Annotated in this window: 24 protein-coding genes; 11 read left to right on the top strand and 13 right to left on the bottom strand. The window is 67.1% G+C overall.

Annotated features, from left to right (window positions below; genetic code table 11):
- Nucleotides 1-20 precede the first annotated feature (20 nt).
- Genes ASE59_RS03080 through ASE59_RS03065 form a run of 4 tightly spaced genes read right to left on the bottom strand, consistent with a single transcriptional unit; the run spans nucleotide 21 to nucleotide 5555 of the window.
- On the bottom strand, nucleotides 21-1511 hold the full coding sequence (locus ASE59_RS03080; protein WP_235515619.1) for a Ppx/GppA family phosphatase: 1491 nt from the start codon (nucleotides 1509-1511) through the stop codon (nucleotides 21-23).
- Complete coding sequence (locus tag ASE59_RS03075; protein ID WP_056451823.1) at nucleotides 1508-3682, bottom strand: RNA degradosome polyphosphate kinase; 2175 nt, start codon at nucleotides 3680-3682, stop codon at nucleotides 1508-1510. The genes ASE59_RS03080 and ASE59_RS03075 overlap by 4 nt, the downstream gene beginning before the upstream one ends.
- The gene (locus ASE59_RS19450) at nucleotides 3679-4317 is read right to left on the bottom strand and encodes a hypothetical protein (RefSeq protein WP_056451821.1); all 639 of its coding nucleotides are present in this window, start codon (nucleotides 4315-4317) and stop codon (nucleotides 3679-3681) included. The genes ASE59_RS03075 and ASE59_RS19450 overlap by 4 nt, the downstream gene beginning before the upstream one ends.
- Complete coding sequence (locus ASE59_RS03065) at nucleotides 4314-5555, bottom strand: hypothetical protein (protein WP_056451819.1); 1242 nt, start codon at nucleotides 5553-5555, stop codon at nucleotides 4314-4316. The genes ASE59_RS19450 and ASE59_RS03065 overlap by 4 nt, the downstream gene beginning before the upstream one ends.
- A gap of 59 nt (nucleotides 5556-5614) precedes the next feature.
- On the opposite strand from ASE59_RS03065, the gene purM reads away from it, so the two are divergent.
- From purM to ASE59_RS03045, 4 genes are all read left to right on the top strand, one after another.
- Nucleotides 5615-6721 (top strand): phosphoribosylformylglycinamidine cyclo-ligase, encoded by a 1107-nt coding sequence (gene purM / locus ASE59_RS03060; protein WP_056451817.1) that lies wholly within the window; start codon nucleotides 5615-5617, stop codon nucleotides 6719-6721.
- 40 nt (nucleotides 6722-6761) lie between these two features.
- Nucleotides 6762-7283, top strand: coding sequence for a phosphoribosylglycinamide formyltransferase (gene purN / locus ASE59_RS03055; protein WP_056451815.1), 522 nt, complete (start codon nucleotides 6762-6764; stop codon nucleotides 7281-7283).
- A complete protein-coding gene (locus tag ASE59_RS03050; protein WP_056451813.1) occupies nucleotides 7280-7540 on the top strand; it encodes a hypothetical protein in 261 nt (86 codons plus the stop codon). The genes purN and ASE59_RS03050 overlap by 4 nt, the downstream gene beginning before the upstream one ends.
- Before the next feature lie 106 nt (nucleotides 7541-7646).
- On the top strand, nucleotides 7647-8258 hold the full coding sequence (locus tag ASE59_RS03045; RefSeq protein WP_056451811.1) for a hypothetical protein: 612 nt from the start codon (nucleotides 7647-7649) through the stop codon (nucleotides 8256-8258).
- 378 nt (nucleotides 8259-8636) lie between these two features.
- On the opposite strand, the gene ndk is transcribed toward ASE59_RS03045, so the two are convergent.
- From ndk to ASE59_RS03030, 3 genes are all read right to left on the bottom strand, one after another.
- A complete protein-coding gene (ndk, locus tag ASE59_RS03040) occupies nucleotides 8637-9059 on the bottom strand; it encodes a nucleoside-diphosphate kinase (RefSeq protein ID WP_055756278.1) in 423 nt (140 codons plus the stop codon).
- A 74-nt stretch (nucleotides 9060-9133) separates the two neighbouring features.
- Nucleotides 9134-9571 (bottom strand): DNA polymerase III subunit chi, encoded by a 438-nt coding sequence (locus ASE59_RS03035; protein WP_056451809.1) that lies wholly within the window; start codon nucleotides 9569-9571, stop codon nucleotides 9134-9136.
- 109 nt (nucleotides 9572-9680) lie between these two features.
- Nucleotides 9681-11156 (bottom strand): leucyl aminopeptidase, encoded by a 1476-nt coding sequence (locus ASE59_RS03030; RefSeq protein ID WP_056451807.1) that lies wholly within the window; start codon nucleotides 11154-11156, stop codon nucleotides 9681-9683.
- 196 nt (nucleotides 11157-11352) lie between these two features.
- On the opposite strand from ASE59_RS03030, the gene ASE59_RS03025 reads away from it, so the two are divergent.
- The 4 genes from ASE59_RS03025 (at nucleotide 11353) to rsmA (ending at nucleotide 16877) form a co-directional block, all read left to right on the top strand.
- Entirely contained in the window at nucleotides 11353-13587 is a 2235-nt protein-coding gene (locus ASE59_RS03025) for an LPS-assembly protein LptD (RefSeq protein ID WP_200913155.1), read from the top strand.
- Between the two features lie 86 nt (nucleotides 13588-13673).
- Nucleotides 13674-15035 carry a peptidylprolyl isomerase gene (locus ASE59_RS03020; RefSeq protein WP_056451803.1) on the top strand — a complete coding sequence of 454 codons (1362 nt, stop codon included), beginning with the start codon at nucleotides 13674-13676 and terminating at the stop codon, nucleotides 15033-15035.
- Nucleotides 15036-15048: 13 nt separating this feature from the next.
- Nucleotides 15049-16044, top strand: coding sequence for a 4-hydroxythreonine-4-phosphate dehydrogenase PdxA (gene pdxA, locus ASE59_RS03015; RefSeq protein ID WP_082458042.1), 996 nt, complete (start codon nucleotides 15049-15051; stop codon nucleotides 16042-16044).
- Nucleotides 16041-16877: a 16S rRNA (adenine(1518)-N(6)/adenine(1519)-N(6))-dimethyltransferase RsmA gene (gene rsmA, locus ASE59_RS03010; RefSeq protein ID WP_235515618.1), complete on the top strand. Its 837-nt coding sequence runs from the start codon at nucleotides 16041-16043 to the stop codon at nucleotides 16875-16877. Before pdxA ends, rsmA begins: the two co-directional genes overlap by 4 nt.
- 4 nt (nucleotides 16878-16881) lie before the next feature.
- On the opposite strand, the gene ASE59_RS03005 is transcribed toward rsmA, so the two are convergent.
- The 6 genes from ASE59_RS03005 to ASE59_RS02980 form a co-directional block, all read right to left on the bottom strand.
- Nucleotides 16882-17622 carry an SIMPL domain-containing protein gene (locus ASE59_RS03005; protein ID WP_056451799.1) on the bottom strand — a complete coding sequence of 247 codons (741 nt, stop codon included), beginning with the start codon at nucleotides 17620-17622 and terminating at the stop codon, nucleotides 16882-16884.
- A complete protein-coding gene (locus tag ASE59_RS03000) occupies nucleotides 17622-18140 on the bottom strand; it encodes a tetratricopeptide repeat protein (RefSeq protein WP_200913142.1) in 519 nt (172 codons plus the stop codon). The genes ASE59_RS03005 and ASE59_RS03000 overlap by 1 nt, the downstream gene beginning before the upstream one ends.
- 30 nt (nucleotides 18141-18170) lie before the next feature.
- On the bottom strand, nucleotides 18171-19349 hold the full coding sequence (locus ASE59_RS02995; protein ID WP_056451794.1) for an RsmB/NOP family class I SAM-dependent RNA methyltransferase: 1179 nt from the start codon (nucleotides 19347-19349) through the stop codon (nucleotides 18171-18173).
- 166 nt (nucleotides 19350-19515) lie between these two features.
- Entirely contained in the window at nucleotides 19516-20973 is a 1458-nt protein-coding gene (guaB, locus tag ASE59_RS02990) for an IMP dehydrogenase (RefSeq protein ID WP_056451792.1), read from the bottom strand.
- A gap of 19 nt (nucleotides 20974-20992) precedes the next feature.
- On the bottom strand, nucleotides 20993-22417 hold the full coding sequence (locus ASE59_RS02985; RefSeq protein WP_056451791.1) for a M28 family peptidase: 1425 nt from the start codon (nucleotides 22415-22417) through the stop codon (nucleotides 20993-20995).
- 37 nt (nucleotides 22418-22454) lie between these two features.
- Nucleotides 22455-23246, bottom strand: a complete 792-nt coding sequence (locus ASE59_RS02980) for an HpcH/HpaI aldolase/citrate lyase family protein (protein ID WP_056451789.1) — start codon at nucleotides 23244-23246, stop codon at nucleotides 22455-22457.
- A gap of 49 nt (nucleotides 23247-23295) precedes the next feature.
- Between ASE59_RS02980 and ASE59_RS02975 the strand changes: the two genes are divergently transcribed.
- Genes ASE59_RS02975 through ASE59_RS02965 form a run of 3 tightly spaced genes read left to right on the top strand, consistent with a single transcriptional unit; the run spans nucleotide 23296 to nucleotide 26601 of the window.
- On the top strand, nucleotides 23296-24285 hold the full coding sequence (locus ASE59_RS02975) for an SPFH domain-containing protein (RefSeq protein WP_056451787.1): 990 nt from the start codon (nucleotides 23296-23298) through the stop codon (nucleotides 24283-24285).
- Nucleotides 24282-24716 carry an NfeD family protein gene (locus ASE59_RS02970; RefSeq protein WP_056451785.1) on the top strand — a complete coding sequence of 145 codons (435 nt, stop codon included), beginning with the start codon at nucleotides 24282-24284 and terminating at the stop codon, nucleotides 24714-24716. Before ASE59_RS02975 ends, ASE59_RS02970 begins: the two co-directional genes overlap by 4 nt.
- Before the next feature lie 55 nt (nucleotides 24717-24771).
- Nucleotides 24772-26601: a DUF885 domain-containing protein gene (locus ASE59_RS02965; protein ID WP_056451783.1), complete on the top strand. Its 1830-nt coding sequence runs from the start codon at nucleotides 24772-24774 to the stop codon at nucleotides 26599-26601.
- The last annotated feature ends 39 nt before the right edge of the window (nucleotides 26602-26640 follow it).

Raw genomic sequence — 26640 nt, 5'->3', positions numbered from 1 at the left:
TTGGGTGTAGGAAAGTGCGGTCAAGACATGACGAGTGCCGCTTCCATGCCCAGCGCCGTTGCCAGCGCCTTGTGCCGTTTCTGGACGGCCTCCCCGTACAGCGCGGTATCGCGGGCGGGGACGACGAGTTCGACCTGACCGCGCCCGCGGCGCAGGTCGGTGCGCTGGAGCGGGGCAGCGACTCCGCCGCTGAGGCGTTGGCCCAGACGCATGGCAAGGCCCCAGTGATGCGCCGCCGACAAGGCCGATGCCGGTGCGAGGCGGGGCAGCGGATCGGGCGGGGTATCGCCTCCGCCGCCCAAGCAACTGTAAAGCGCCTGCGCGACGATCGCGCGGCCGGCGGCATCGATCGCTACCCAGTTGCCGTGGAGTGCAATCTCGACACCGCGTTCGGCGCGGAATTCGGGGTTGGCGTGCCAGCCCACATCCGCCAGCAGGCACGCGGCATGGCGCAACCGGACCATCGCCGCTTCGTTCCCGGGAAACAGCGGTGCGATCCATTTGTGCAGCAGATCGCCATGTTCGGCAAAGCGGCCCTGCCGGGCGCCTTCGTCATGGGCGGCGATCAGCAACGGGTCTTCGGCGCGGACGGCAGCAGGCAAGGCGGCGTACAGTAATCCTTCGCGCAGGCCATAGGCAGACACCATCGTCGTCGCCGAACCGAGATGCCTGGTCATCGACGCCAGCACTGCCGTCGCATTATCGAGCGTCGGCACGCGTCCACCCGACAGGTTCGGCACGGCCTTCAGATCGGTACGAGGGAGGTCGGTAAGAATCTTCCGCAAAGCATTGATGCGGTTCAGGGAAATTGCATAGCCATGCGCGATCGGTAGCGGGTAGCCAGTCAGATGCATGTCGAGCCGGGCGAGTGCGCGCCACGACCCGCCGACCATGTAGAAGGGCAGCCCCTTCCCCCGCCCCGCCCAACCGGCGTCGCTCACCATGCGCTGCACGGTGCGGTCAAGTTCGCCCGCGCGGCGTTCGCGGATCGCACCGATCCGCAGTACACCGAGCGGGAAGGACACGCGCTCGCCGAGCTTGCCGTCCTTCACCCGGACCAGTTCGAGACTGCCGCCGCCCAGATCGCCGACGATGCCGTCGGCATCGGGGATCGCCGACAGCACGCCATGGCCCGCCGCCTGCGCTTCCTCCTCGCCCGACAGCGTTTCGACGGTCAGGCCGACGCTTTCAGCAAGCGCGATCAGGTCGCGGCCGTTGCTGGCGTCGCGGACGGCGGCGGTGGCGACGGTGCGGACGACATCGACCTGCATCTCGCGCGTCAGCCAGGCGAAGCGGGCGAGCGCGGCACCGGCGACGCGGAACGCCTCCGCATCGATGGTGCCGGTCGCCGCCAGCGACCGACCGAGGCCGGCCAGCACCTTTTCATTGAACAACGTCGCCGGGATGCGATCCGGCCCGCCATAGACGACCAGCCGGATCGAGTTCGATCCGATGTCGATGATCGCGCTATGCGCGACGGTGGCAGGGCGGCTCCACGGCAATCGGATCACATCGTTCCTTCCCGTGCCGCCCGCCATGCGCGCAGCGACAGTTTCTGCGGCACCGTTGCCGACCCGCTTTCGATCGCCGCACCGCGCCCGGACAGCGACGGGTTGGTCATGAAATAACGGTGCAGGTTGAACGGCTTGTCACCTTTCGCCATCCGGCGATAGCTGCCATCGGGGCCGAGATCCCAGCTTTGTTCGGTGTCGAGCAGATTGGCGACCATCACCTGATCGAGCACCTGATCGTGGACGGTCGGGTTGGTGATCGGCAGCAGATATTCGACGCGGCGGTCGAAGTTGCGCGGCATCCAGTCGGCCGACGACACATAGACGAGCGCGTCGTCGTTGGGCAGCGCCTGTCCGTTGCCGAAGCAATAGATGCGGCTGTGTTCGAGGAAGCGGCCGACGACCGATTTGACGCGGATGTTGTCGGACATGCCCGGCACGCCGGGGCGCAGGCAGCAGATGCCGCGCACGATCAAATCGACCTGCACGCCGGCCGCCGATGCCTCGTACAGCTTGTCGATCAGCGCGGGATCGACCAGCGAGTTCATCTTCAGCCAGATCGATCCCTGCCCACCGGCGCGGGCGGTCTGGATCTCGCCCTCGATCAGGGCCTCCAGCCGGTCGCGCAGGTCGCGTGGGGAAATGGCGAGCTGTTGCAGCGCCTGCGGTTCGACATAGCCGGTGATGTAGTTGAACACCTGCGCCGCATCGCGCCCGAGCAGCGGATCGGCGGTGAAGAAGCTGAGATCGGTATAGATGCGCGCGGTGATCGGGTGGTAGTTGCCGGTGCCAAAGTGGCAATAGGTGCGATAGCCCTGTTCTTCGCGCCGGACGACCATCGAGATCTTCGCGTGGGTTTTCCACTCGATAAAGCCGTAGACGACCTGCACCCCGGCGCGTTCGAGGACCGAGGCGAGGTTGAGATTCTGTTCTTCGTCGAAGCGGGCCTTGAGTTCGACGACGGCGGTCACCGACTTGCCGGCTTCGGCGGCGGCGACCAGCGCGGCGACGACGGCGGACTGCTTGCCGGCGCGGTAGAGCGTCTGCTTGATCGCGACGACATCGGGGTCGGCGGCGGCCTGCTTGAGGAAGGCGAGCACCACGTCGAAGGTTTCGTACGGGTGGTGGACGACGATGTCCTTCGCCCGGATTGCCGCGAAGCAGTCGCCGCCATATTCGCGGATGCGTTCAGGAAAGCGCGGGGAGAAGGGCGGAAATTTCAGGTCGGGGCGGTCTTCGGCGACCAGCATCGACAGGTCGCCGATGCCGAGGAACCCGCCGGTTTCGGTGATGAGCGCATCGCTGCCGCCCATTTCGTCGCGCAGCAGCTGGACGAGTTCATCGGAGATGCCTGATTCGATCTCCAGCCGGATGATGCGACCGCGACGGCGGCGTTTGATCGCGGTGCGGAAATAGAGGACCAGATCCTCGGCCTCTTCCTCCAGTTCGATATCGCTGTCGCGGATGACGCGGAAGGCGGCGGAGGCGCGCACGGTATAGCCGGGGAAGAACAGGCCCGAGAAATGGCGCAGCACGGTTTCGATCGCGACATAGCGCGCCGACTTGCCCGGCAAGCGGACGAAACGCGGCATCGCCGATGGCAGCAGCACGACCTCGCGCACCTCGACATCGTCCGACCGGCGGATCAGGTCGAACAGCATCGCCGAGCCGAGGTTCGGGATGAACGGGAACGGGTGGGCCGGGTCGAGCGCCTGCGGGGTGAGCACCGGGAACAGCTGATCGCGGAAATAGCGGGCGAGCCATTCCTCGGTCTCGCCATGCAGCGCATCGGCGCCGAGCACGCTGATATCGGCCTCCGCCAGCTGCGCGGCGATATCGCGCCAGATGCGCTGCTGGCTGTCGACCAGCCCGGCGGCGTCGACGGTGATCGCGGCGAGTTGCTGCGACGGGGTCAGGCCGTCGACCGATTCATGGCCGACCTCCTGCATCTGCTGTCCCTTCAGGCCAGCCACGCGGACCATGAAGAATTCGTCGATGTTGGTCGCCGAGATCGACAGGAAGCGCAGCCGTTCGAGCAGCGGATGGTCGGGGTTGCACGCTTCGTCGAGCACGCGGCGGTTGAATGCCAGCCACGACAGTTCGCGGTTGAAATAGCGTGCCTCGGGTGCGGCGGCGACGGTGGTGCGGGCGGAGGGGACCGGGTCGTTCACAGCAGGCGATCCAGCAGCAGCGGGTTGCCGGCCAGCGCGGCGCGCGCGGCGGGAACGGTCAGACGGCGCGTCGAGCGCAACATGGCATCTTCCTCCAGAGCCTCGACGATGCGAAGCACCGCAAGGTGGCTCCGTTCGACGCGGCGGGCAAGCCAGCGCACCAGATCGGGCGCGGCGACGAGTTCCTTCCTGTCGAAGAGATATTGCAGCAGTGTTTCGATCAGCAGATCGTCGGGCGCTTCGAGGCGCAGGACCGGGGTCGCGTTGATACGCGAGCGCAGGTCGGGCAGGCCGATCCGCCAGATCGGCGGCGCCGCATCGGCGACGACCAGCAGCGGGCGGGCATCGGCCTGCGCCCGGTTCCATGCATGGAACAGTTCGGTCTCGGTCCAGCGGTCGGCATCGTCGGCGATCGTGCCGCCGCTCTTGGCCGCGAACAGCCGGGCGAGCAGCGTTCGGCCCGATTTGCGCGGACCGACCAGCAGGGCCGCCTGTACCGGCCAGGTCGCGAAGTGATCGAGATGATGAACGGCGGCTTCGTTCGACGGCCCGACGAGGAACAGGTCCTGCCGGGCGCCGGCGGGAAGTTCCAATGGCAGGGTAAGCTGAACCGTACCGCGAGACAGGATCGTCATCCCTGCGGTGCACTCGGCGCGGGCAGCGGGGTGGCGGCGGCGCGGCGACGTATGCGGAGCGCGCCCTCCCCCTGTTGGACCGACCAGCCGCGTGATTCGAGCGCGGCGGTGAGGATCGCGATATCGCCGTCGAAGGTCACGCGTAGTACCGATACGCCGCCCAGTGCAAGGCTGGAGGTCGCGGCGGAGCGGACGCCGGGGACCGATCGCAGCGCGGCCTCGGTCGATTCGACGGCGACGACGTTCGGGGTATCGGCCTGGATCGACAGGGTGACGCTTTCCCCGGTCGGCAGCGGCGTCGGGCCGGTGGCGGGGTCGGTGATCGTCGTGTCGTCGATCGGCACTTCGTCGGGGACGATGACACTGCCCGGCGGGGGGGCGGCGAGCACCAGATCGGGACGGAGCGCGCCGCTGCGCAGGCCCTGTTGATACAGCGCGTCGAGGCGGCGGACGCCTTCGTCGAGGAGTGCGGGAACTGCATCGCCCTGATTGACGCGCAGCGAGAAGCTGCCGAGCAGGCGGTTGTCGGGGCCATAGCCGGCTGTGAAGGTGCCGATCACCGGGCCGCCGGGCCATTGGCGGTACAGGCGGACCTGCGGGATCAGCACGTCGGACGCGCCATATTGGTTGAGGACGGTGCGCCACCAGCCGCGTCCGCGCCGCGTTACCTGTCCGGCGTTGAGCAGCAGGCCGTCGGCGCCGGTGCCGCTGGGGCGGACATAGTCCATGACGCTGCCACCGGTGCGGAAGCGTGCCCATGCCGCCTGCCAAGGGGTTGCGCGTTCGAACACGGTTCCGGTGCCGCCGTCCCAGATCAGCGGCACGACCAGCATGGCGGGGCTGCGTTCCGACACGCCGGCGATGCCGAGGATCGATGCGGCGCGCCCGCGATTGAAGAGGACGCCGAGGCGGGCGACGTAGCGGTTCGGGCCGATCTGTTCGCTTTCGACGACGATGCTGGTCACCAGCGAATCGAGCGTGCCATCGGGTAGGGAGCGCGCCGATCCGGTCAGCCGCTGCGACAGCATCTGCCAGCCCTTGCGCTGCGCCACGCGCCAGCCGGCGGTGCGCGCGGCTTCGGCGGAGGGGCCGGCGACGTCGACGCGGACGCCGTTCACTTCGAAACTGCCCGATCCGTCGACCGCGGCGACCCCGCCCTGCTGCGCCACGACTGCCCCGGTCGCGACCACGCCCAATGCGAGGGCGGCAAGGATGCGGGGGGGCTGAACCAAAGTCATGCGCGCCTTTTGACGAAGCAGGCGTGGAAATCCAAGCGCGATGTAGCTAACCGGGCGTCATGAGCAACGAAGCGGACCGCGGCGGCGGCTATACCTACGCACAGGCAGGCGTCTCGATCGCGGCGGGCAATGCCCTGGTCCGTGCCATCGGGCCGCTGGCGAAGTCGACGCGGCGTCCCGGCGCGGATGCCGAACTGGGTGGGTTTGGCGGGGTGTTCGATCCCAAGGCCGCCGGGTTCAAGGACCCGTTGCTGGTCGCCGCCAATGACGGCGTCGGCACCAAGCTGAAGCTGGCGATCAAGCATGACGCGCATGACGGCGTCGGCATCGACCTGGTCGCGATGTGCGCCAACGACCTGATCGTGCAGGGTGCCGAGCCGCTGTTCTTTCTCGATTATTATGCCAGCGGCAAGCTGGTCGCCGATACCGCCGAGCGGGTCGTGGCGTCGATCGCCGAAGGATGCCGGCAGGCGGGATGCGCGCTGATCGGTGGCGAGACGGCGGAAATGCCGGGCATGTATGCCGATGGCGATTACGATCTGGCCGGTTTCTGCGTCGGCGCGGTCGAGCGCGAGCAGCTGCTGACCGGCGACAAAGTCGCGGTCGGCGACGTGATCCTCGGGCTGGCGTCGTCGGGGGTTCATTCGAACGGATTCTCGCTGGTGCGGCGACTGGCGGCAGACAAGGGGTGGAAGCTCGACCGCCCTGCCCTGTTCGATCAGGACTTGCTGTTGATCGACGCGCTAATGGCGCCGACCAGGATCTACGTGAAGTCGCTGCTGCCGCTGCTGCGCGAGGGGCGCATCCATGGGCTGGCGCATATTACCGGTGGCGGGTTGCTGGAGAATATTCCGCGCGTGCTGCCCGACGGCGCGCATGCCACGGTCGATGCCGATGCGTGGGAACAGTCGCGGCTGATGGCGTTCCTGCAGGCGCAGGGCAATATCGAGCCGGGCGAGATGGCGCGGACGTTCAACTGCGGCATCGGCATGGCGGTGCTGGTCGCGGCCGAGGATGCGGACGCGGTTGCCGTCGCGCTGGGTGAGGCAGGTGAGACGGTGGTGCGGATCGGTACCGTCAATGCGGGCGACAAGGGCTGCACCGTCAGGGGTAGCGCGGGCACATGGAGCGCCCGTGCGGAGTGGAGCGCGACGCACCTTGGCTAAGCACCGTGTCGGCGTCCTGATTTCGGGGCGGGGATCGAACATGGCGGCGCTGATTGCGGCGGCGCAGGCGGCGGACTGCCCCTATGAAGTTGTGCTGGTGGCGTCGGACAAGCCCGATGCCGCCGGCCTGATCCATGCCGCGGAACAGGGGATCGCTACGTTCGCTCATTCGCCGCGCGGCATCCCGAAGGCCGAATATGAGGCGGCGATCGACGGCGCGCTGCGGGCGGCGGGGGTCGAGACGATCGCGCTGGCCGGGTATATGCGGCTGCTGTCGGACTGGTTCGTCGGGCAGTGGCGCGACCGGATCGTCAACATCCATCCGTCGTTGTTGCCGGCATATAAGGGTCTGGATACACATGCGCGGGCAATCGCCGCTGACGACGCCGAGGCGGGTTGTTCGATCCATGTGGTAACCGAAGAGCTGGATGCCGGGAGCGTATTGGCGCAGGCGCGCGTTCCGATCCTGCCCGACGATACCGCCGATACATTGGCGGCGCGGGTGCTGGTGGAGGAACATCGCCTCTACCCGCGAACCCTGGCGGAGTTTGTGACGCGATGACCGAGACGCTCGACCGTATCCGTGAAGCAGTGAAGGTATTGCCGGCGGTCGAGGAGCGCGACGCGGGCGAAGCGACGGTCTTCACGGTCGAAGGCAATGATTTCGTGCGGATCGTCGGCGACAGCACGACCGTGCGCGGTGACGATGGCTGGACCGAGATCGACGGCGATGGTGATCCGGTCACGATCGAGGATGCGGTTGCCCATGCGTGGGAACTCGCCGCCCCGCGCGCGTTGCTGGAGGCCGGGGGGCGTTAACCCCTTTTCGGTGCAGTTACGACCGCTTCGCCCCTATCCAGCGTCAAGGTGATCGAGTAGATATCGGCCCCGACTTCCCATGGGGGGGGAAGTAGAGGGGAAGTTTATGAAGATCGTGAAGATGCTTTGCGTCGCCGCTGTTGCTGGCGCGTCGATGTCGGCTGCCATTGCGCAGGATTCGGCAGCGCCGTTGACTGCAGTTGCGCGGGGCGGGGCCGCTGCGAACGCGCAACTGCCTGCGAACACCGAGATTTTGCTGTCGATGAACGAAGACCTGACGACCAAGGGCGGTCGGATCGAGGTCGGGTACAAGTTCGGCCTGACCGTCGCGGCCGACGTGATGCTGGGCGACTACGTCGTGATTCCGAAGGGTACGCCGGCGGTGGGCGAAGTCACGTGGCTGACCGGCAAGGGCGCGTTCGGCAAGTCGGGCAAGATGGAAATCCAGGTTCGCTCGATCGACCTGAACGGTCGCCGCATTCCGGTGACCGGCAAGTATCGCCAGGAAGGCGAAGGCAATACCGTTGCGACGGTAGCGTCGGTCGCGCTCCTGTGGCCGGCCGCGCCGTTCGTGACCGGCAAGAGCGCGCGTATCCCGGCAGGTCGTGAGCTGAAGGCGTTCACCGAATCGGCGGTGCCGGTTGCGGTGCCCGCGACGGCGGCGGTGTCGGTTGGGACGCCAGTGGTAGCGGTCGCTGCGAGCACGGTGGTCAAGTAAAGGGGTGGGGTTTCGGCCCCTCTCCTACTTTCCGTTTGCTTCGAGCTTAGGTTCGAGCTTGTCGAGAACCGAAGTCGAGAAGGGCGGCGCCCCAAGCGCCAGGTTCTCGACGGACGCTTCTCGACAAACTTGAAGCTGCTCGAACCGAACGGGTTTGGGGGGCGTGTTCTCGCCTTAACCCGTTCGTGCTGAGTAGGGGCTGAGCGAAGTCGAAGACCCGTATCGAAGCACTTTGCCACCAACGGTCCTTCGATACGCCATTTCGACAAGTTCAATGGCTACTCAGGACGAACGGCGGGACGTTGGCGCAGCCGGTGGACACAAAAAAGCCCGCTCCCCAACCGGGAAGCGGACCTTTTCGTCACATCGGCAGATCGATCAGCCGACGATTTCTTCGGGCTTGAAGAAGAAGTCGATTTCGATCTTCGCATTCTCTTCCGAATCCGAACCATGGACCGAATTGGCTTCGATCGATTCGGCGAGTTCCTTGCGGATGGTGCCGGCATCGGCGTTTGCCGGGTTGGTCGCGCCCATGATGTCGCGGTTCGCCTGAACGGCGTTCTCGCCTTCCAGCACCTGCACGACGACCGGGCCAGAAATCATGAACGACACCAAGTCGTTGAAGAACGGACGCTCACGGTGCACGCCGTAGAAGCCTTCGGCCTGTTCGCGGGTCATCTGGATACGCTTAGAAGCGACGACGCGCAGGCCGGCTTCCTCCAGCATCTTGGTGACGGCACCGGTCAGGTTGCGGCGGGTCGCGTCGGGCTTGATGATCGAAAAGGTACGGGTGGCGGCCATGGTGGTCGCAGCTCCTGCGTTGCTGGTTGGAAGTTGACGGTCCCCCTAGTCGGGCGCCGCGTCGCAGGCAAGCGTTACGCCGCCTGTTCCCAACCATTGTCGCCCTGCCGCCAGTATCGGCGTTCGACACCGTCTCGGTCGGCCAGCGCCTTCCACGCGGTGCGGGCGGCGGCGATATGGTCTTCGCCGAAAAAGTGGAAGGCGCGGTCGAAGGCCAGCGCCTCGTCGCGCCAGCGGCCGTCGACGATTGCAATGTTGTGGGCGGCATTGGCCGGGACGGCGTCGGAGGCGATCAGCACCGCTTGCAGGCTGTCGTTACCCGCCCCGGCCTGCGCGTGCGGTAGGAAGCTGTCGGGGGCATAGGTCCAGAGCAGCATGTCGAGGTCGCGGCGCTGGTCGGCATCCTCGGACACCAGCAGCAGCCGTTCGCCATCGCCGTGCAGGCGGGCGGCGATGCGTGGGAGCACGCGGTCGAGCGGGCTGCGGGTCAGGTGGTAGAAGTCGACTTTCATGACTGTGCCCAATCGTCGTTCCCGCGCAGGTGGGAACCCATAGCCACTAACGATCGCGATGGAGCCGCCACCTTAGCGTGTATGGATTCCCGCCTTCGCGGGAATGACGTTATGCCTCGAAATTATCCGCGACGAACCGGTCGAGCAGGCGCACGCCGAAGCCGGTCGCGCCCTTGTCGTGATGGTTGCCGGGCTTGTCGGCCCACACCATGCCGGCGATGTCGAGATGTGCCCAGCGGACGCCTTCGTCGATATAGCGCTTCAGGAACTGGGCGGCGGTGATCGAGCCGGCACCGCGCGGGCCGATATTCTTCATGTCGGCGATCGGGCTGTCGAGCAGCTTGTCATAAGCCGGCGACAGCGGGAAGCGCCACAGCAGGTCGCCCGATTCGCGTGATGCGGCCAGCAACTGGTCGGCGAGCGAATCGTCGTTGGCGAACATGCCGCCATGCTCGCTGCCCAGCGAAATGATCATCGCGCCGGTCAACGTGGCGAGGTCGACGATCGTCTTCGGCTTGTGCGTCTGCTGAACCCAAGTCAGGACGTCGCACAGGACCAGACGCCCTTCGGCATCAGTGTTGAGGACTTCGATCGTCTGACCCGACATGCTGGTTACGACGTCGCCGGGGCGCATCGCCTTGCCATCGGGCATATTTTCGACCAGCCCGACCACGCCGACGACATTCGCCTTCGCCTTGCGCGACGCCAGCACCTTCATCGCGCCGGCGACCGCGCCCGCGCCGCCCATGTCCCACTTCATGTCTTCCATGCCGGGTCCGGGCTTCAACGAGATGCCGCCGGTGTCGAAAGTCACGCCCTTGCCGACCAGCGCGAGGTCGACATCCCCCTCCCCCTTGCCGTTCCAGCGCATCGCGAGCAGGCGCGCTTCCTTTTCGGAGCCGAGGCTGACGCCGAGCAGCGCACCCATGCCGAGTTCGGCCATCTGCCGTTCGTCGAGGATGGTCAGTTCGATGCCGAGATCGGCCAGCTCGCGGCATTTCTCGACGAAGCTGACCGGGTAGAGTATGTTCGGCGGATCGGTGACCAGCGTGCGGGTCAGGTCCAGTCCCTTGGTGATCGCATCGGCGGCGACGAACGCATCATCGATGCCGTCGGGCGCGTTGGCGATGATGATCGTCTTCAGCGTCGGCTTCGACTTTTCGGGCATCTTCGTCCGATAGCCGTCCTGACGCCAGCCGCGCTGTGCCGCCGTCGCCGCGAAGCGTGCGACCGATGGCGCAGGCACGTCGGTGCCGGCGAAGTCGACGGTCAGCTCGGTCAGACCCGACAGCAGGAAACGACCGGTCAGCGCACCTCCGGCCTTTTCCAATGCCGCGCCATCGCCGGCACCGATGCCGAGCAGGATGACGCGGTTCGCATTGTCGCCGTCACCGGGGACGAAGATTTCGGCCATCGATCCGGCCTCACCCTCGAACCGGCCGGCGCGGGCGGCACCTGCGACCAGTGTCGCGGTGGCATCGTCCAGCCCGGCCGCGGCGATCCGGTCGAGTCCCCCGCCGGCGACGGGCAGGACAAGGGCGGTGGCGGTTCCCCGGTCGGGGACGAACTGGATCGAGATCGACATGCACTTCCTTCTACGCTGGCGCACGCGGGCGCTGCCGTCTTCTAGGCCGTCTGTTGCGGGCAGGTAAAGCGGGTGGACGGCGATTGCGGTTCCCGCTGCACGATGCGATAGGCACAGGTGACAAGGTCGCCAGAGGGCGACAGGCACGGGCGACAGGGTCGCCACAGGGCGGCGACAAAGGGAAGCGGAACTAGTGGTGCGTTCGATCGGGTCGCTTGCCCTTGGGTTGACGTTGGCGTTCGGCGGGCCGGCCTTCGCGCAGGACTTGCAGGATCGACCTGCGCCGCCGCCTGCACCCGAACAGGCGCTGCCGACCCCGGCGACCAGCGACCAGATCGATTTCTCGTCGGACCTGCTCGAATATGACAGCAACGCCGACATCGTTACCGCGAGCGGCGAAGTGCGGCTGCTGCGCGAGGGCAACCGGCTCCGCGCCGACCGGGTGACGTGGAACCGCAAGACGGGACAGGTCGTCGCCGACGGCAATATTGCCGTCACCAACCCGCAGGGCGACGTCGCGTACGGTGACCGGATCGAGCTGACCGATACGCTGAAGGACGGTGTCGTCGACAATATGCTGGTGGTGCTCGACGAGGGCGGGCGGATCGCGGCGAAGCGCGGCACCCGGTCGGAAAACGGTGTCGTGACCGTCGAAAGTGCCGCCTATACGCCCTGTTCGGTGACCAATTCGGCGGGGTGTCCCAAGGAACCGTCGTGGAAGATCACCGCGATCAAGGTCCGGTACGACCCGACCCGCAAGCGCATCCGCTACACCGGTGCGGGGCTGACCATTTTCGGCCTGCCGACGATCCCGCTGCCGTCCTTCTCGCATTCGATCGGCGATGGCAGCGATTCGGGGTTGCTGGCGCCGTCGATCCGGCTGGACCGGGTCAACGGCGTCGAGGTCGCCGTTCCCTATTATTTCAACCTTGCCCGCAATCGCGACCTGACGATCACGCCGCATGTCTTCACCGCGGTGCTGCCGATGTTGCAAGGCGACTATCGCGCGCTGACGTCGAAGGGTGCGTACCGGGTACAGGGCTATGCGACGGTCAGCCGGCGTAGCGACGATCTGGTGCTCGGCATTGTTCCCGCGGGCAGCGAACAGTCGTTCCGTGGCTATCTCGACGCAGTCGGGCGGTTCCAGCGCGATCCGAACTGGGCGGTATCAGGCTCGCTGCGCTACACTACCGACCAGACGTTCTTGCGCCGCTACGACATTTCGCGCGACGACCGGTTGCGGAACAATGTGACGGTCGAGCGGATCGACCGCGACTCGATGCTGACGATCAGCGGCTGGGCGGTGCAGACGCTCCGGGTCGGTGACGATCAGGGGATGCAGCCGGTGGCGCTTCCCGAAATCGACTATCGCCGCCGCTTCGGCCAGCTACTAGGCGGGGTGGCGCAGGTTCAGCTGAATACGCTGGCGATCGGGCGGAGCGAGGGACAGGATACGCAGCGGGCCTTTGCCGCCGCGCGCTGGGATCTGACGCGCTATACGCCGCTGGGGCAGGAAGTGACGTTTACCGCCTATGGGCGTGGCGACGTCTATAATGCGCGTGACACGATCGATACGGCGGTGCTGAGCTATCGTGGCGACGAAGGGTTCACGCCGCGCGGCATCGCGGCGGCGGCGGTCGATATCCGCTGGCCGTTCGTCGGGGCGATCGGTGCGGGCACGCAGCGGATCAGCCCGCGACTGCAATTCGTCGCTTCGCCGAAGATCGCCAATCTGGCGGTCCCGAACGAAGACGCGCGCGCCGTCGACCTTGAAGATTCGAACCTGTTCGCACTCAACCGCTTCGCCGGATATGACCGGTTCGAGGATTCGTCGCGTGTTACCTATGGCCTCGACTATGCGCTCGATCTGCCGGGCGTGGCGGTCGCGGCGACGGTCGGACAGAGTTATCGCGCCAGTGAGCGCGCCAGCATCCTGCCGAGCGGCACCGGGCTGGACGATCGCTGGTCGGATTTCGTCGGGCGGACCGATATCCGTTTCCGCGAACTGGTGACGTTCACCCATCGCTACCGGCTCGACAAGGACGGGTTGAAGATTCGCCGCAACGAACTCGACGCGACGGTCGGCAGCCGGCGGACCTATTTGCAGGTTGGCTATCTGCGGCTGAACCGCGATATCGACGAGCTGGAGGATTTGCAGGACCGTGAGGAAATTCGCGTCGCGGGGCGGATCGCCTATGGTCCGTTGTGGTCCGCCTTCGGATCGGCGACGGTCGACCTGACCGACAAGTCGGAAGATTCGCTATCGCTGTCCGATGGTTACGATCCGATCCGTCACCGGTTGGGTGTCCAATATGAGGACGATTGCCTGCGGCTGGGCCTGACGTGGAAGCGCGATTACCAGCGGATCGGCGACGCGCGCAGCGGCAGCAGCTATCTGGTAACGCTGGCATTGAAGAACCTGGGGCGATAAGGCCCTGTTCAGGCGCGGCGGGTCATGAATTTGCCCGAATGGTGCGGCACCGCCCTGATGACGCGCGCATGGGATAAGACGACCAAGTGACCAACAACATCGTGAATGTCGGCCGCATCGGCCGTTCGATCGCCGGTTTCGTCGCGATCGCCGCCGCCGCCACGCTGGCGGCGCAGACCGTGAGCGACGGGCAGGAAGTGCCCGGGGCGAACCTGAACCTGCCGGGCAACCCGACGATCTTCGGCAAGCTGGACCCCAATATCCGCAAGCCGACCGCGATCGTGAACGATACGGTGCTGACCGGCACCGATGTCGATCAGCGCATGGCGTTGATCGTCGCGCTCAACGATTTCAAGCTGAGCAACGAGGATCGCGAAGTGCTGCGCCAGCAGGTCGTGCGCCAGCTGATCGACGAGACCCTGCAGATCCAGCAGGCCAAGGCGAAGGACATCACCGTCACGCCCGCCGAGCTGGAGCAGAGCTTCAACCGCCTCGCCAAGCAGCGCTTCAACCAGACGCCGGAGCAGCTTCGCGCGTATCTGCGGACGGTCGGTTCGTCGGACCGGTCGCTGCGGCGGCAGATCGAGGGCGAACTGGCGTGGAGCCGGCTGCTGCGGCGACAGGTCGAGCCGTTCGTGAACGTCGGCGAGGAAGAAGTCGCCGCGGTCATCAAGCGCATGGAGGAATCCAAGGGCGCCGAAGAATATAGCCTGCGCGAAATCTATATGAGCGCCACGCCCGACCGCGCTGCCGAAGTACAGGCGGCGATGACCAAGATGATCGAGCAGATCCGACAGGGCGCGCCGTTCGAATATTTCGCACGCAACTTCTCCGAAGCGTCGACGCGCGCGGTGGGTGGCGATCTGGGCTTCGTGCGGCTGAACATGCTCCCCGAACAGTTGCAGCGCGCCGCGCAGCAGATGCAGGTCGGGCAGATCGCCGGACCGATCGAGGTGCCGGGCGGTTATTCGATCCTGTATCTGGCCGACAAGCGGCAGGTGCTGATGGCCGATCCGCGCGACGCGAAGCTGGCCTTGCGCCAGTTGTTCCTCCCCTTCCCGTCCGGCACGACCGAGGCGCAAGCGAGCGCGAAGGTCGCGGCCTTTACCGAAGCGACGCAGGCGATCCGTGGGTGCGGCGACGCGACCAAGGTGGCGCAGACGCAAAAGGCGGAGGTCGTCGACAACGACGCCGTCACCGTCCGCAGCCTGCCGCCGGCATTGCAGGAGATCATCCTGAAGCTGAACGTCGGACAGGCGACCCCGCCCTTCGGTTCGCCCAAGGATGGCGTGCGCGTACTGGTACTGTGCGGTCGCGAAGACCCGCGCAACGGCACGCTACCCAGCGCGGCGCAGATCCAGCAGGGGCTGGAGCAGGAGCGCGTCAACCTGCGGGCGCAGCGCATGATGCGCGATCTGCGGCGTGACGCAGTGATTGAATATCGCTGAGGGAGCGAACGCGATGCGGGGGATCGCTCCGTTAGCGGTGTCGATGGGCGATCCTGCCGGGATCGGCCCGGAGGTGATCGCCAAGGCGTGGGACCGACGGAACAGCGAGAAGCTGCCCTGCTTCTTCGCGGTCGGTGACATCCGCGCCGTGTCGGCGGTGTGGAACGGTCCGGTCGAGAGTATCGACGATCCGCGCGACGCGTGCGACATATTCCACCGCGCGCTGCCCGTCGTGTCGGTGGTCGATGACGAAGCGATCGTGCCCGGACGTCCCGATATCGGCGGCGCGCGCTGTGCATTGCAATCGCTCGAAATGGCCGCCGGGCTGGCGCGATCGGACGCGGCGTCGGGGCTGGTCACCGCGCCGGTGTCGAAGGCGGAGCTGTACCGGGTCGGCTTCGATTATCCGGGACAGACCGAATTCGTCGCCGAACGCTGTGGCGTCGCGCGCGAGAATGCGGTGATGATGCTGGCCGGACCGACGCTGCGGGTGGTGCCGGTGACGATCCACGAGCCGCTGGCGGCGGTGCCGGAGGCGCTGACCATCGACCTGCTGATCGCGCGGGCGCGTGCGACGGCGCGCGGGCTGACTCGCGACTTCGGGATCGACGCACCGCGTCTCGCGCTGGCGGGGCTGAACCCGCATGCTGGCGAAGGCGGCGCCATCGGTCGCGAAGAGATCGACGTGATGGTGCCGGCGGTAGAGCAACTGCGAGCCGAGGGGATCGATATCGTCGGACCGCTGGCGGCCGACACCATGTTCCATCCGCGCGCACGGGCACGGTACGACGCGGCACTGTGTGCGTATCACGATCAGGCGCTGATCCCGATCAAGACGCTGCATTTCGACGATGGTGTCAACATCACGCTGGGGTTGCCGATCGTGCGGACTTCGCCCGATCACGGCACGGCCTTCGACATTGCCGGGCGGGACATGGCGGAGCCGGGCGCGATGATCGCGGCGATCCGCATGGCGGGCGAAGCCGCCGCGCGCCGGGCCGCAGCGTGAGCGTTGCCCCGGTCGGCGACCTGCCGCCGCTGCGCGAGGTCATCAAGCGCCACGACCTGTCGGCGAACAAGGCGCTGGGGCAGAATTTCCTGTTCGACCAACAATTGCTCGACCGGATCGCGCGCGTGCCGGGCGACCTGCACGATCAGGAGGTGCTGGAGGTCGGCCCCGGTCCGGGCGGGCTGACCCGCGGACTGCTGCTGGCGGGCGCGAAAGTGACCGCGATCGAGCGCGACCGGCGCTGTATCCCGGCGCTGGAGGAACTGGGCGCCGCGTTTCCGGGACGGTTGCGGGTCATCGAGGGCGATGCGCTGGAGATCCACGCGCCGTCACTGTTCGAGGGGCGGCCGCATATCGCCTCCAACTTGCCCTATAATGTCGGCACCGCGCTGTTCGTCGGCTGGTTGTCGAGCGACTGGCAGCCGTGGTGGCGCAGCCTGACGTTGATGTTCCAGCGCGAGGTTGCCGACCGGATCGTCGCGAGCGCCAATGACGATGCCTATGGCCGGTTGGCGGTGCTGGCGCAGTGGCGCAGTACGGCGCGGATTGCGATGCCGGTACACCGCAGTGCCTTCACGCCCCCGCCAAAGGTAATGTCGGCGGTAGTGCATGTCGTGCCGACCGATCCGCCCGAAGGCGTATCGCTCAGGACGCTCGAACGGCTGACCGCCGCCGCGTTCGGTCAGCGGCGCAAGATGCTGCGGCAGAGCTTGAAGTCGGTGCCGGGCGCGATCGAGGCGGCCGAAACGGTTGGGATCGATCCGACCCGTCGGGCGGAGACGGTCAGCGTGGCCGAGTTCGTCGCGCTCGCCCGGCGGCTGGATGCGGGTTGAGCTGCTACCGGACCACCGCAAAGCGGACGTAGACCCGCGCTCGCGTCTCGATCGGTTCGGGGGAAAGCGGAATGGCGACCGCACCGGAAACCGGGCCACGCGCTACGCCGGGCATCGATCCGATATCGTCCGCGCTTACGCTGTCGATCGATTGCTGGTTCTGATCGGTCACGCTCAGTACCCCGCCCAGCCGGACCCCGGCGGCGGTGGCCATCGCCTCCGCCTTCGCGCGGGAATCGGCGATCGCGGCAGCGGTCGCGCGCCGCATTGCCGCAGCCGGATCGGCAAGACGAAATTGCCGGACCCGGGCATCGCGTGCCCCCAAACGTACGGCGAGACCGACGGCCGTGCCGGCCTTGGCAACCGCGCTCGTGCGGGCGGTGCCCTGAAGCGTTGCGACATAGCCAATGACCGAGCATGCGCCGGTGCTGATCCGCGGTCGATTACCATAGCCCGACAGGTCGCATTCCGGTGCGCGGACTTCGGTCAGTTCGACATTGCCGGTTGTGACCTTCGCCGCGCCGTCCAGCACCCCCGCCAGTCCGTCGGCAATCGCCTGCTGCCGAGCGGCAAGCGCCCGGCTGGCATCGTCCGGCGTCTTGCCTTCGCCTGCAATCGAATAGCCGATTTCCACCCGATCGGGCGGGGTGGCGACCATAGCGTTGCCGGTAACCTGAAGGAACGCCGGCGGTTGATCGGCCACGTTCGTCTGGACCAGGGCCAGCGCGGCGAGCAGCAACGCCATTACTGCTGCTTCGTCGTCGGGGTGCCCGGTACGATCGGCGGGGTCTGTTGCGCGGTCGCGGTGACCGGCGGCCCCTTGGCAATGACGGCGGCCAGTTCGGTCGCGGCGGGGCAAGTCGCGCCACAGACGGTCTTGAGCTTCGCCAGCGTTTCGCGCGCCTTGGTGACGGCTCCCTTCTGCACCAGAGCCTCGCCCTCGCCCTTCAGCGCGACGACGTCATTGGGTTCGAGGCTCAGCGCCTCGCGGTACAGGCGGATCGACTTGCCGGGCAGTCCCTGCCCCCGTGCGATATCGGCGAGCGCGATATAGGCAGGGCGGTTGCGCGGATCGACGACCAGTGCGCTTTCGATCAGGCCGACGGCCCCCTCGATATTGCCGGCGGCCTGTGCGGTGCGCCCCTGTTGCAGCAACGCGGTCGAGCGCGGGTCGATCTGGTTATCGGGACGCTGCCCGCTGAGCGAAGTCGATGCGCAGACCAGCGCGAGCGCGGCCGCGACCGAAACCGAGGTGAACCGCATCAACTTCTCCGAGCGCGATACTGGCATGCTCTATCCCCGGCCGAGCCGCGCGACGAAGAAGCCGTCGGTTGAATCGGATGCCGGGGTCAGGCGCATTCCCGGACCGTGGACGTGCCCGCGCGGCAATGCAAGCGGCAGCGCGCGCCATTCGGGATTGCGTGCCAGAAACGCATCGACCTGTCCGGCGCCTTCGGCATCGAGCAGCGAACAGACGACATAGGTGATCGTGCCGGTCGGTGCGGTGAGGCCGGCCGCCACGTCGAGCAGTCGCGCCTGCGTCGCGACCACGCGGTCGAGCCGATCGGGGGTCAGCCGCCAGCGCGCCTCGGGGTTGCGCCGCCACGTGCCGGTGCCCGAGCAAGGGGCATCGACCATGACCCAGTCCGCCTGTCCGGCCATGTCGGACAGCATCGCCGCTTCCTTGCCCGGATCGAGCAGCCGCGGTTCGGCGATCGTCACGCCCGCGCGCGCGGCTCGGGGGGCGAGGCGTGACAGGCGCGGGCGGTCGGTATCGGTGGCGAGGATGCGCCCCTCCCCCGCCATCTGTGCGGAGATCGCAAGCGTCTTGCCGCCACCACCGGCACACAGATCGATTGCGAAGCCGCCCGGCTCGGCACAGGTGGCGAGCGAGACGATCTGGCTGCCGATATCCTGCACCTCGGCACGGCCATCGCGGAGCGCCTCGCTGTCGGGCAGGGTGTCGGCCGGCAAGCGGATGGCATCGGGCAGGTCGGCGGCCGGTTCGCCGCCCAGTTCGGCAAGCAGGGTGTCGCGGTCGGTGCGCAGGCGATTGACCCGGACGTCGAGCGGCGCGCGCTCCAGCAACGCGACAAGGTCGGTGTCGTCGAGGCCGGCGCTGCGCAACGCATCCACCAGCCATGCCGGGGCGTAGCTGGTTTCCGCGCGGGGTTCGTCGCCCGTGATCGGCGCGGGACCGTAAGGCGATCCGTCGAAGGTGGCGGCGAGATCGGCATTGTCGTCCGCCAACGCGACGATCGCGGCGCGGGCGCTGACGGGGACCGCGCCGAAGCGGCGGATCGCGTCATAGGCGAGCGTGCGGATCGCACGGCGATCCTTCGACCCGGCATAGCGGCGTGCGGCGAAAAAGCGTTTGGCGACCTGATCGCCCGCTGCACCGCCGATCCGCGCCGCATCGAGGATCGCGTCGACCAGATCGATCGTCGCCTGGGTCCGTGCCGCCGGAGTCATGCGTTGCTGTCCAGAAAAACCATGCCCGACGCTACCAACATAACATAGATCAATCCAGCGTTCGCTGGCACGAAGCGTGGTGCCGTACCGTCAACGCACGGTAGCGCGAAAGGGAACGACGGCCGGGAAAAGGACGCTTGCCGTTCCCGATCGTCACCGTTGAACGTCAGCGTGTCGGGTAGTTCGGTGCCTCGCGGGTGATCGTCACGTCGTGGACATGGCTTTCGCGCAAGCCGGCATTGGTGATCCGGACGAAGCGGGCGCGCTCCTGCAGATCGGTGATGGTGTGCGACCCGGTATAGCCCATCGCCGCCTTCACCCCGCCGACCAGCTGGTGGATCACGTCCTTGGCCGGCCCCTTGAACGCGACCTGCCCTTCGATGCCCTCGGGTACCAGTTTCAGCTGATCCTTGATGTCCTGCTGGAAATACCGGTCGGCCGAGCCCTTTGCCATCGCCCCGACCGAACCCATGCCGCGATAGCTCTTGTACGCGCGGCCCTGATACAGGAAGGTTTCGCCGGGTGCTTCCTCGGTACCGGCCAGCAGCGATCCGATCATGACCGCCGAAGCCCCGGCGGCCAGCGCCTTGGCGACGTCGCCCGAGGTGCGGATGCCGCCATCGGCGATGACCGGAACGCCGGTGCCGGCCGCGGCCTTTGCTGCATCCATTACCGCCGTCAGCTGCGGCACGCCGACGCCGGCGACGACACGGGTGGTGCAGATCGACCCCGGGCCGATGCCGACCTTGATGCCGTCGGCGCCAGCGTCGATCAGCGCGCGGGTCGCTTCGCCGGTCGCGACGTTACCGGCGATGACCTGCACATCCGGCGCGATCGACTTCACCCGCTTTACCGCCTCGGCGACCTGCCGGTTATGGCCGTGGGCGGTGTCGATGACGATCAGGTCGCATTCGGCTTCAATCAGGGCCTCGGTGCGCTCGAACCCCTTTTCGCCGACCGTGGTCGCCGCAGCGACACAGAGGCGGCCGGCGCTGTCCTTGGTGGCGTTGGGATAGGTCACCGCCTTTTCGATGTCCTTGACGGTGATGAGACCCACGCAGCGATAGGCGTCGTCGACGACCAGCAGCTTTTCGATGCGGCGCTGGTGCAGCTGACGGCGGGCTTCTTCCTGTGAAACGCCGATACGGACGGTCGCGAGATTATCGCGGGTCATCAGTTCGGCGACCGGCTGGTTCGGGTTCTCGGCGAAGCGGACGTCGCGGTTGGTCAGGATGCCGACCAGCTTACCCGAGCCCTCGACGACCGGAATGCCGCTGATCCGGTGGCGCTCCATCAGCGCGCGCGCGGCGGCGAGCGGTGCGTCGGCGGTGATGGTGATCGGGTTGACGACCATGCCGCTTTCGAAGCGCTTGACCGCGCGTACCGCCGCGACCTGTTCCTCGACGGTCAGGTTGCGGTGGAGCACGCCGATCCCGCCCAACTGCGCCATGACGATCGCCATGTCCGCCTCCGTAACCGTGTCCATCGCGGACGACAGGAACGGAATGTTGAGCGCCAGATTGCGGGCGACGCGGGTGCGCGGGTCGGCCTGGCTGGGCAGCACGTCCGATTCCTGCGGAACCAGCAGCACGTCGTCGAAGGTCAGGCCGAGGGTGATATCCATGGGAAGCGTCGTCTCGTCTTCAGTTGGCGGGGTAGCGGGTGGGGTCGGCAAGCGAGCGGGCAAGCGCGACGTGAAGGTCGGCATCCTCGGCGGCACCCGACAGATCGATATTGGCGAGGTCGTCGTTCGGCTTGTGATATGGCCCGTCGAGATAGGCGAACAGCCGCTTCATGTCGCTGACCGAGCCGGTCGCCATGATCGCGGGGATGCCGCGCTTGCCGAATGCCCAACCATCCTGCCGCTGGATCATGATGTTCGCTTCGGTATTGGTATCGACCTTGCGGCCGAGCGAACGGGCGGTGGCATCGACGATCGCATCGATCTTCGGATGATTGCCGCGACCGACGATCGCGACCGGCGTGCCCGTGGGGATGATCGCGGTCGTGTCGATATTGAGGTTCGCGACGATCTTCAGCGGCGTATCGGCAACGGCGGCGGCATAGGCATCGGCACCGATCAGCCCCTTTTCCTCGGCCGTGGTCGCGACGAAATAGATGCTGCGTTCGGGCGGCGGCCCCTTCGCCAGTACCCGTGCGACCTCGATCAGGATCGCGGTGCCGCTGGCATTGTCGGCGGCGCCGTTACAGATGCGGTCGGGAGCGCCCTCGGCCCGGCAGATGCCGATATGGTCCCAGTGCGCCGACAGCAGGACGGCCTCGTTGGGCCGGATGCGGCCGGGGATCATGCCGACGATATTGGCGGTGGTGTAGCGGCGGCGGGTGGTGGTCGCCGTCAGGTCGAGCGTGCCATCGATATCGACGGAGCGAAAATCCTTGGCAGTGCCAGCCTTCGCCAGCGTTTTCGCCCGGTCACCCAGCAGGCTCGCGGCTTGCGCTTCGGAGGCATAGGCGACCGGCAGCGGCGCTGCTTCGCCGTCGCGAACCGTCGAGCGGCCGAAATTCTCGCGTAAGTCGGCTTCGGAGATGGTGGCCGGGGCCATGAAGATCGCGGCGGCGGCACCGGCCTTTGCCAGCACCTTCACCTTGCCGGCCCGGCCGGGGCCGAGCGTCATCACCACGACCTTGCCGCGAACCGGCGCGGGGGCGATGGCATCTGCCTCGATCCCGCCGGCATAGACGATACCGGCACCTTTGATGCTGGTTTCGGGCGCGGCACCGATCGCCACGACACCGGTCAGCGGGATGGTACGGCCGCCACGGGTAACCGACGCAGTGGCCGATTTCGCCTCGATCGCGGTCAGCGATACTTCCTGCCGCCAGCGGCCATCGGGCGCGCCGGGTTTCAGGCCGGCATCGGCAAAGGCCTGCAACACATAGGCTTCGGCACGATCGCCACCGGGCGTTCCGGGTTCGCGGCCCTCATACGCATCACTGGCCAACACCGCGACATGATCGCGCAGCATCTGAGGTGTGATCTGCTGGGCATGAACCGCCGAGGCGCTGCACAGCAGGGCGGCGAGTCCGAGGATCGGGCGGAGCGACATGCGCCCCACTATCGATCCGAAACGTGACGGGCAAGCGTCAACGCGCGCGTTCGAGCAACCTTCGCGCGGTTTCGACGTGCATGGCCTCTATCATCCTGTCGCGAAACCGCTCCGCCCCGCCGGTCGCGGCCGCAATCAACGCCCCGGCTTCCTCCAGTTCGGCGGTGCTGGGTGAGAAGGCGGCGTTGGCGGCGGCGATCTGGCCGGGATGGATCAGCGACTTGCCGTCGAAGCCGAGCGCCCGCCCCTCGGCACATTCGCGCGCCAGCCCGTCCGGATCGGCAAGCGCGTTGAACACGCCGTCGATCGCCCAGCCCCCCGCCGCCCGCGCGGCAAGCACGACGCTCTGCAAGGCCAGGGTCAGGGCAGCCCGCCCGCCACCGGGTGGCAGGCGTAGTTCGGCGGCGAGGTCGTTGGTCCCGATCATCAGCCCGACCACGCCGGGAACCGCCGCGATCTCCGCCGCTGCCAGCACGCCGCGCGGCGTCTCGATCATCGCCAGCACCGCCCGCCCGGCGAGAGGGCCGACGTCGGCGGCGCGCTCGACCTTCGGCACGACGACCAGCGGAACGTTGCCGATCGCGCGCAGATCGGCGGCAAACTGGTCGGTGTCGGGCGCGTTGACGCGAACCGCGCTGCGACCGCCGAGCAACTCGATCGCCGCCGGCAATGCGGCGCGTGCCGCCGCCTTTTCATCGGCGCGAACCGCGTCCTCAAGGTCGAGGACGATCAGGTCGGCGGGCAGCCCGGCGGCCTTCGTGATCATGTTGGTTCGCGCGGCGGGCACGAACAAAAGGCTGCGCGGGGCGAGGCTTATGGTGGGTTCCATGCCGACGCTATGCTAGACCGATCCCGGTCGAGGCAAGCGGGGATGAGCGATGATCGTAGGCGTGATCGCGGCGCTGGTGCTGGTGGTGCTGCTCTATCTGTTCGCGAGCGTGAAGATCGTCACGCAGGGGCATCAATATACGATCGAACATTTCGGCCGGTTCACCGCCGTCGCCAAGCCGGGGTTCAATTTCTACCCCGCCTTCTTCTATCGCGTCGGGCGCAAGGTGAACATGATGGAGCAGGTGATCGATATACCGGGACAGGAGATCATCACCCGCGACAATGCCATGGTATCGACCGACGGAGTCGTGTTCTTTCAGGTGCTTGACCCGGCCAAGGCGGCGTATGAGGTGTCCGACCTGTATGTCGCGCTTCAGCAGATTACGACCACCAATTTGCGCACGGTCATGGGGTCGATGGACCTCGACGAGACGCTGTCGAAGCGCGACGAGATCAACGCCCGCCTGCTGGGTGTGGTCGACCATGCGACCAATCCGTGGGGGGTGAAGATCACCCGCGTCGAGATCAAGGACATCCGCCCGCCCGCCGACATCGTCAATGCAATGGGCCGCCAGATGAAGGCGGAGCGCGAGAAGCGCGCCAACATCCTAGAGGCAGAGGGCACGCGCGCCTCCGAAATCCTGCGCGCCGAGGGCCAGAAACAGGCCCGCATCCTCGAAGCCGAAGGACGGCGCGAATCGGCGTTCCGCGATTCCGAAGCCCGCGAACGCGCCGCCGAAGCCGAGGCCAAGGCGACGCAGGTGGTCAGCGATGCGATCGAAGCGGGCGGCACGCAGGCGATCAACTATTTCATCGCGCAGAAATATGTCGAGGCGGTCGGCAAGTTCGCGACCAGCCCCAATGCCAAGACGATCCTGTTCCCGGTCGAGGCGACGCAGTTGATCGGGACGCTGGGCGGGATCGGGCAGCTGGCCAAGGAAGCACTGGGCGATACCAAGCCCGCCGCGCCCACCCCTGCCCCGGCACCGGCGGTCCGGGAACGGCCGATCGGGCCGTTCGAGCCGCCCGCGCGATGATCGATAGCGGCTATGGCTGGCTGTTGCTGGCGGCGGCGCTGGGCGCGGCCGAGCTGGCGGTGCCGGGCGTATTCCTCGTCTTCGTGGCGATCGCCGCGACGATCACCGGTCTGCTGGCGCTGTTGTTTCCTGCACTGACGTTGCCGGCCGAACTGGCGGTGTTCGGGGCGTGGAGCGTGGTGACCGTGCTGATCGGGCGGCGCTGGTACGCCGAATATCCGGTCGACAGCGACGACCCGCTGCTCAACGACCGCGCGGCGCGGCTGATCGGGCAGGACGTGATCGTGGTCGAGGCGATCGTCGGCGGGATCGGTCGGGTACGGGTCGGCGACAGCGACTGGATCGCGCGCGGCCCCGACCTGGAAGCCGGCCGGCGCGTGCGGATCGTCGGGGTCAGCGGATCGACGCTGAGCGTCGCGCCGGACGATTGACGCAGGGCACGCGGCGCAGGAGAAGGCGGCAACGCTTCGTTCACGAGGATTGCCGATGGAACTGACCCGCCGCGACTGGATCGCTGGTGCCGCCGCAACGACACTGGCCGCCGCCCTGCCGGCCCGTGCGCAGACCGGCGCGCCCACCGCGAGTGCCGCCGACAAGGCCGCCGAAGCGACGCTATCGCAAATTGCCGAAGCGATGCTGGTCGATTCGCCCGAGGGCGCCAGCGGTCTCGGCATTGATACCGGTGCGCGGGCGGCGCTGAAGGGGCAGCTGGGCGATCGGTCGGCGGCGGGCCAGCGCGCGATCGCCGAGCATCTGCGCGCGCATGCCGCGACGCTCAAAGGCATCGACATCGCGCCGCTGTCCCCGACGACGCGCACCAATATCGACGTGGTGAAGACCGCGTTCGAAACCGCGCTCGACGGCTTTGCCCTACCCTATGGCGATGTTGCCGTCGGCGGGTGGCGCAACACGCCCTATGTCGTGATTCAGAATGTCGGCGCCTATCTCGACATACCGCGCTTCCTCGACAGCGATCACAGCATCGCGACCAGGGCGGATGCCGATGCCTATCTCGCACGGCTCGACAGCTATGCCACGCAGCTTGACGGAGAGACGGCACGGGTACGCGCGGCGTCGGCACGCGGCGTGGTGCCGCCTGATTTCCTGCTCGACAAGACGCTGAAGCAGATGACGCAGTCGCTGGCCGGCGATCCGGCGAGTTGGGACGTGGTGACGTCGCTGACCCGGCGGACCAGGGACATTCCGGGCGACTGGGGTGCGCAGGCGACCGCCATCGCCCGCGACCGGGTGAAGCCCGCGCTCGAACGGCAATTGGCGGCAGTGCAGGACGATCGCAAGAAGGCGACGTCGGACGCCGGCATGTGGGCGCGGCCCGATGGCGACGCCTGGTATCGCTGGGGACTGCGCGCGTCGACCACGACGACGATGACGCCCGACGAGGTCCATGCGATGGGCCGCGACGAACTGGCGCGGTTGCAGTCGCAGATGGACGTGATCTTGAAGGGCCTGGGCTATAGCAAGGGCAGCGTCGGCGAGCGGATGACGGCGCTGGGCGAGGACCCTCGCTTTACCTTTCCGGAAGGCGATGCCGGGCGCGCGCAGATCATGGAGCTGGTTCAGAACCGGTTGCGCGATATCCGCGCCCGGATGCCGCGCGCGTTCAACACGCTGGCGCCGGGCAATGTCGAGGTGAAGCGCATCCCTGTGGTCGAAGAAGCCGGCGCGCCGGGGGCCTATGGCGGGCCGGGATCGATCGACGGCAAGGTGCCGGGGAAGATGTGGATCAACCTGCGCAATACCGGCATCTGGACCCGCTATTCGCTGCCGACGCTGACCTATCACGAGGCGATCCCCGGCCATGTGTGGCAGGGCGAATACAGCTTCCGCCTGCCGCTGATCCGGTCGCTGTTGCAGTTCAACGCCTTTTCGGAAGGCTGGGCGCTTTACGCCGAGCAGCTTGGCGACGAGCTGGGCGCGTATGAGGGCGATCCGGTCGGGCGGCTCGGCTATCTGCAGTCGATCGCGTTCCGCGCGTGCCGGATGGTGGTCGATACCGGGCTGCACGCCAAGCGCTGGACCCGGCAACAGGCCATCGACTGGTTCGCGAGCACCAACGGGTCGAGTGTCGACGAGGTAACGGGCGAGGTCGACCGCTATTGTTCGTGGCCGGGCCAGGCCTGCGGCTACAAGGTCGGCCATTCGGAGATCAACCGCCTGCGCGACCGGGCGAAGACGGTATTGGGCAGACGCTACGACTTCAAGGCGTTCAACGATGCGGTCGTGCAGGGCGGCGGGGTGCCGATGACGGTGCTTGGGCGCAACGTCGATGCGTTTATTGCGGGGCGAAAGGCCTGACGTTTCAATGGCCCCTCCCTGACAGGGAGGGGTTGGGGT

Source organism: Sphingomonas sp. Leaf10 (assembly GCF_001421245.1).
Lineage (GTDB): Bacteria > Pseudomonadota > Alphaproteobacteria > Sphingomonadales > Sphingomonadaceae > Sphingomonas.
Note: the sequence above shows the minus strand (reverse complement) of the source record. Positions and strands in the feature narration are given on the sequence as shown.

What these genes read in the sequence shown, in the direction of transcription:
- ASE59_RS03045 (WP_056451811.1), top strand. Translation starts at nt 7,647, where the DNA reads ATGAAGATCGTGAAGATGCTTTGCGTCGCCGCTGTTGCTGGCGCGTCG.
- ASE59_RS02975 (WP_056451787.1), top strand. Translation starts at nt 23,296, where the DNA reads ATGATCGTAGGCGTGATCGCGGCGCTGGTGCTGGTGGTGCTGCTCTAT.
- ASE59_RS02970 (WP_056451785.1), top strand. Translation starts at nt 24,282, where the DNA reads ATGATCGATAGCGGCTATGGCTGGCTGTTGCTGGCGGCGGCGCTGGGC.
- ASE59_RS03065 (WP_056451819.1), bottom strand. Translation starts at nt 5,555, where the DNA reads ATGACTTTGGTTCAGCCCCCCCGCATCCTTGCCGCCCTCGCATTGGGC.
- ASE59_RS02965 (WP_056451783.1), top strand. Translation starts at nt 24,772, where the DNA reads ATGGAACTGACCCGCCGCGACTGGATCGCTGGTGCCGCCGCAACGACA.
- ASE59_RS03035 (WP_056451809.1), bottom strand. Translation starts at nt 9,571, where the DNA reads ATGAAAGTCGACTTCTACCACCTGACCCGCAGCCCGCTCGACCGCGTG.
- ASE59_RS03050 (WP_056451813.1), top strand. Translation starts at nt 7,280, where the DNA reads ATGACCGAGACGCTCGACCGTATCCGTGAAGCAGTGAAGGTATTGCCG.
- guaB (WP_056451792.1), bottom strand. Translation starts at nt 20,973, where the DNA reads ATGGATATCACCCTCGGCCTGACCTTCGACGACGTGCTGCTGGTTCCG.
- ASE59_RS02995 (WP_056451794.1), bottom strand. Translation starts at nt 19,349, where the DNA reads ATGACTCCGGCGGCACGGACCCAGGCGACGATCGATCTGGTCGACGCG.
- ASE59_RS02985 (WP_056451791.1), bottom strand. Translation starts at nt 22,417, where the DNA reads ATGTCGCTCCGCCCGATCCTCGGACTCGCCGCCCTGCTGTGCAGCGCC.
- ndk (WP_055756278.1), bottom strand. Translation starts at nt 9,059, where the DNA reads ATGGCCGCCACCCGTACCTTTTCGATCATCAAGCCCGACGCGACCCGC.
- purN (WP_056451815.1), top strand. Translation starts at nt 6,762, where the DNA reads ATGGCGGCGCTGATTGCGGCGGCGCAGGCGGCGGACTGCCCCTATGAA.
- ASE59_RS03030 (WP_056451807.1), bottom strand. Translation starts at nt 11,156, where the DNA reads ATGTCGATCTCGATCCAGTTCGTCCCCGACCGGGGAACCGCCACCGCC.
- purM (WP_056451817.1), top strand. Translation starts at nt 5,615, where the DNA reads ATGAGCAACGAAGCGGACCGCGGCGGCGGCTATACCTACGCACAGGCA.
- ASE59_RS19450 (WP_056451821.1), bottom strand. Translation starts at nt 4,317, where the DNA reads ATGACGATCCTGTCTCGCGGTACGGTTCAGCTTACCCTGCCATTGGAA.
- ASE59_RS03000 (WP_200913142.1), bottom strand. Translation starts at nt 18,140, where the DNA reads ATGCGGTTCACCTCGGTTTCGGTCGCGGCCGCGCTCGCGCTGGTCTGC.
- pdxA (WP_082458042.1), top strand. Translation starts at nt 15,049, where the DNA reads ATGCGGGGGATCGCTCCGTTAGCGGTGTCGATGGGCGATCCTGCCGGG.
- ASE59_RS02980 (WP_056451789.1), bottom strand. Translation starts at nt 23,246, where the DNA reads ATGGAACCCACCATAAGCCTCGCCCCGCGCAGCCTTTTGTTCGTGCCC.
- ASE59_RS03005 (WP_056451799.1), bottom strand. Translation starts at nt 17,622, where the DNA reads ATGGCGTTGCTGCTCGCCGCGCTGGCCCTGGTCCAGACGAACGTGGCC.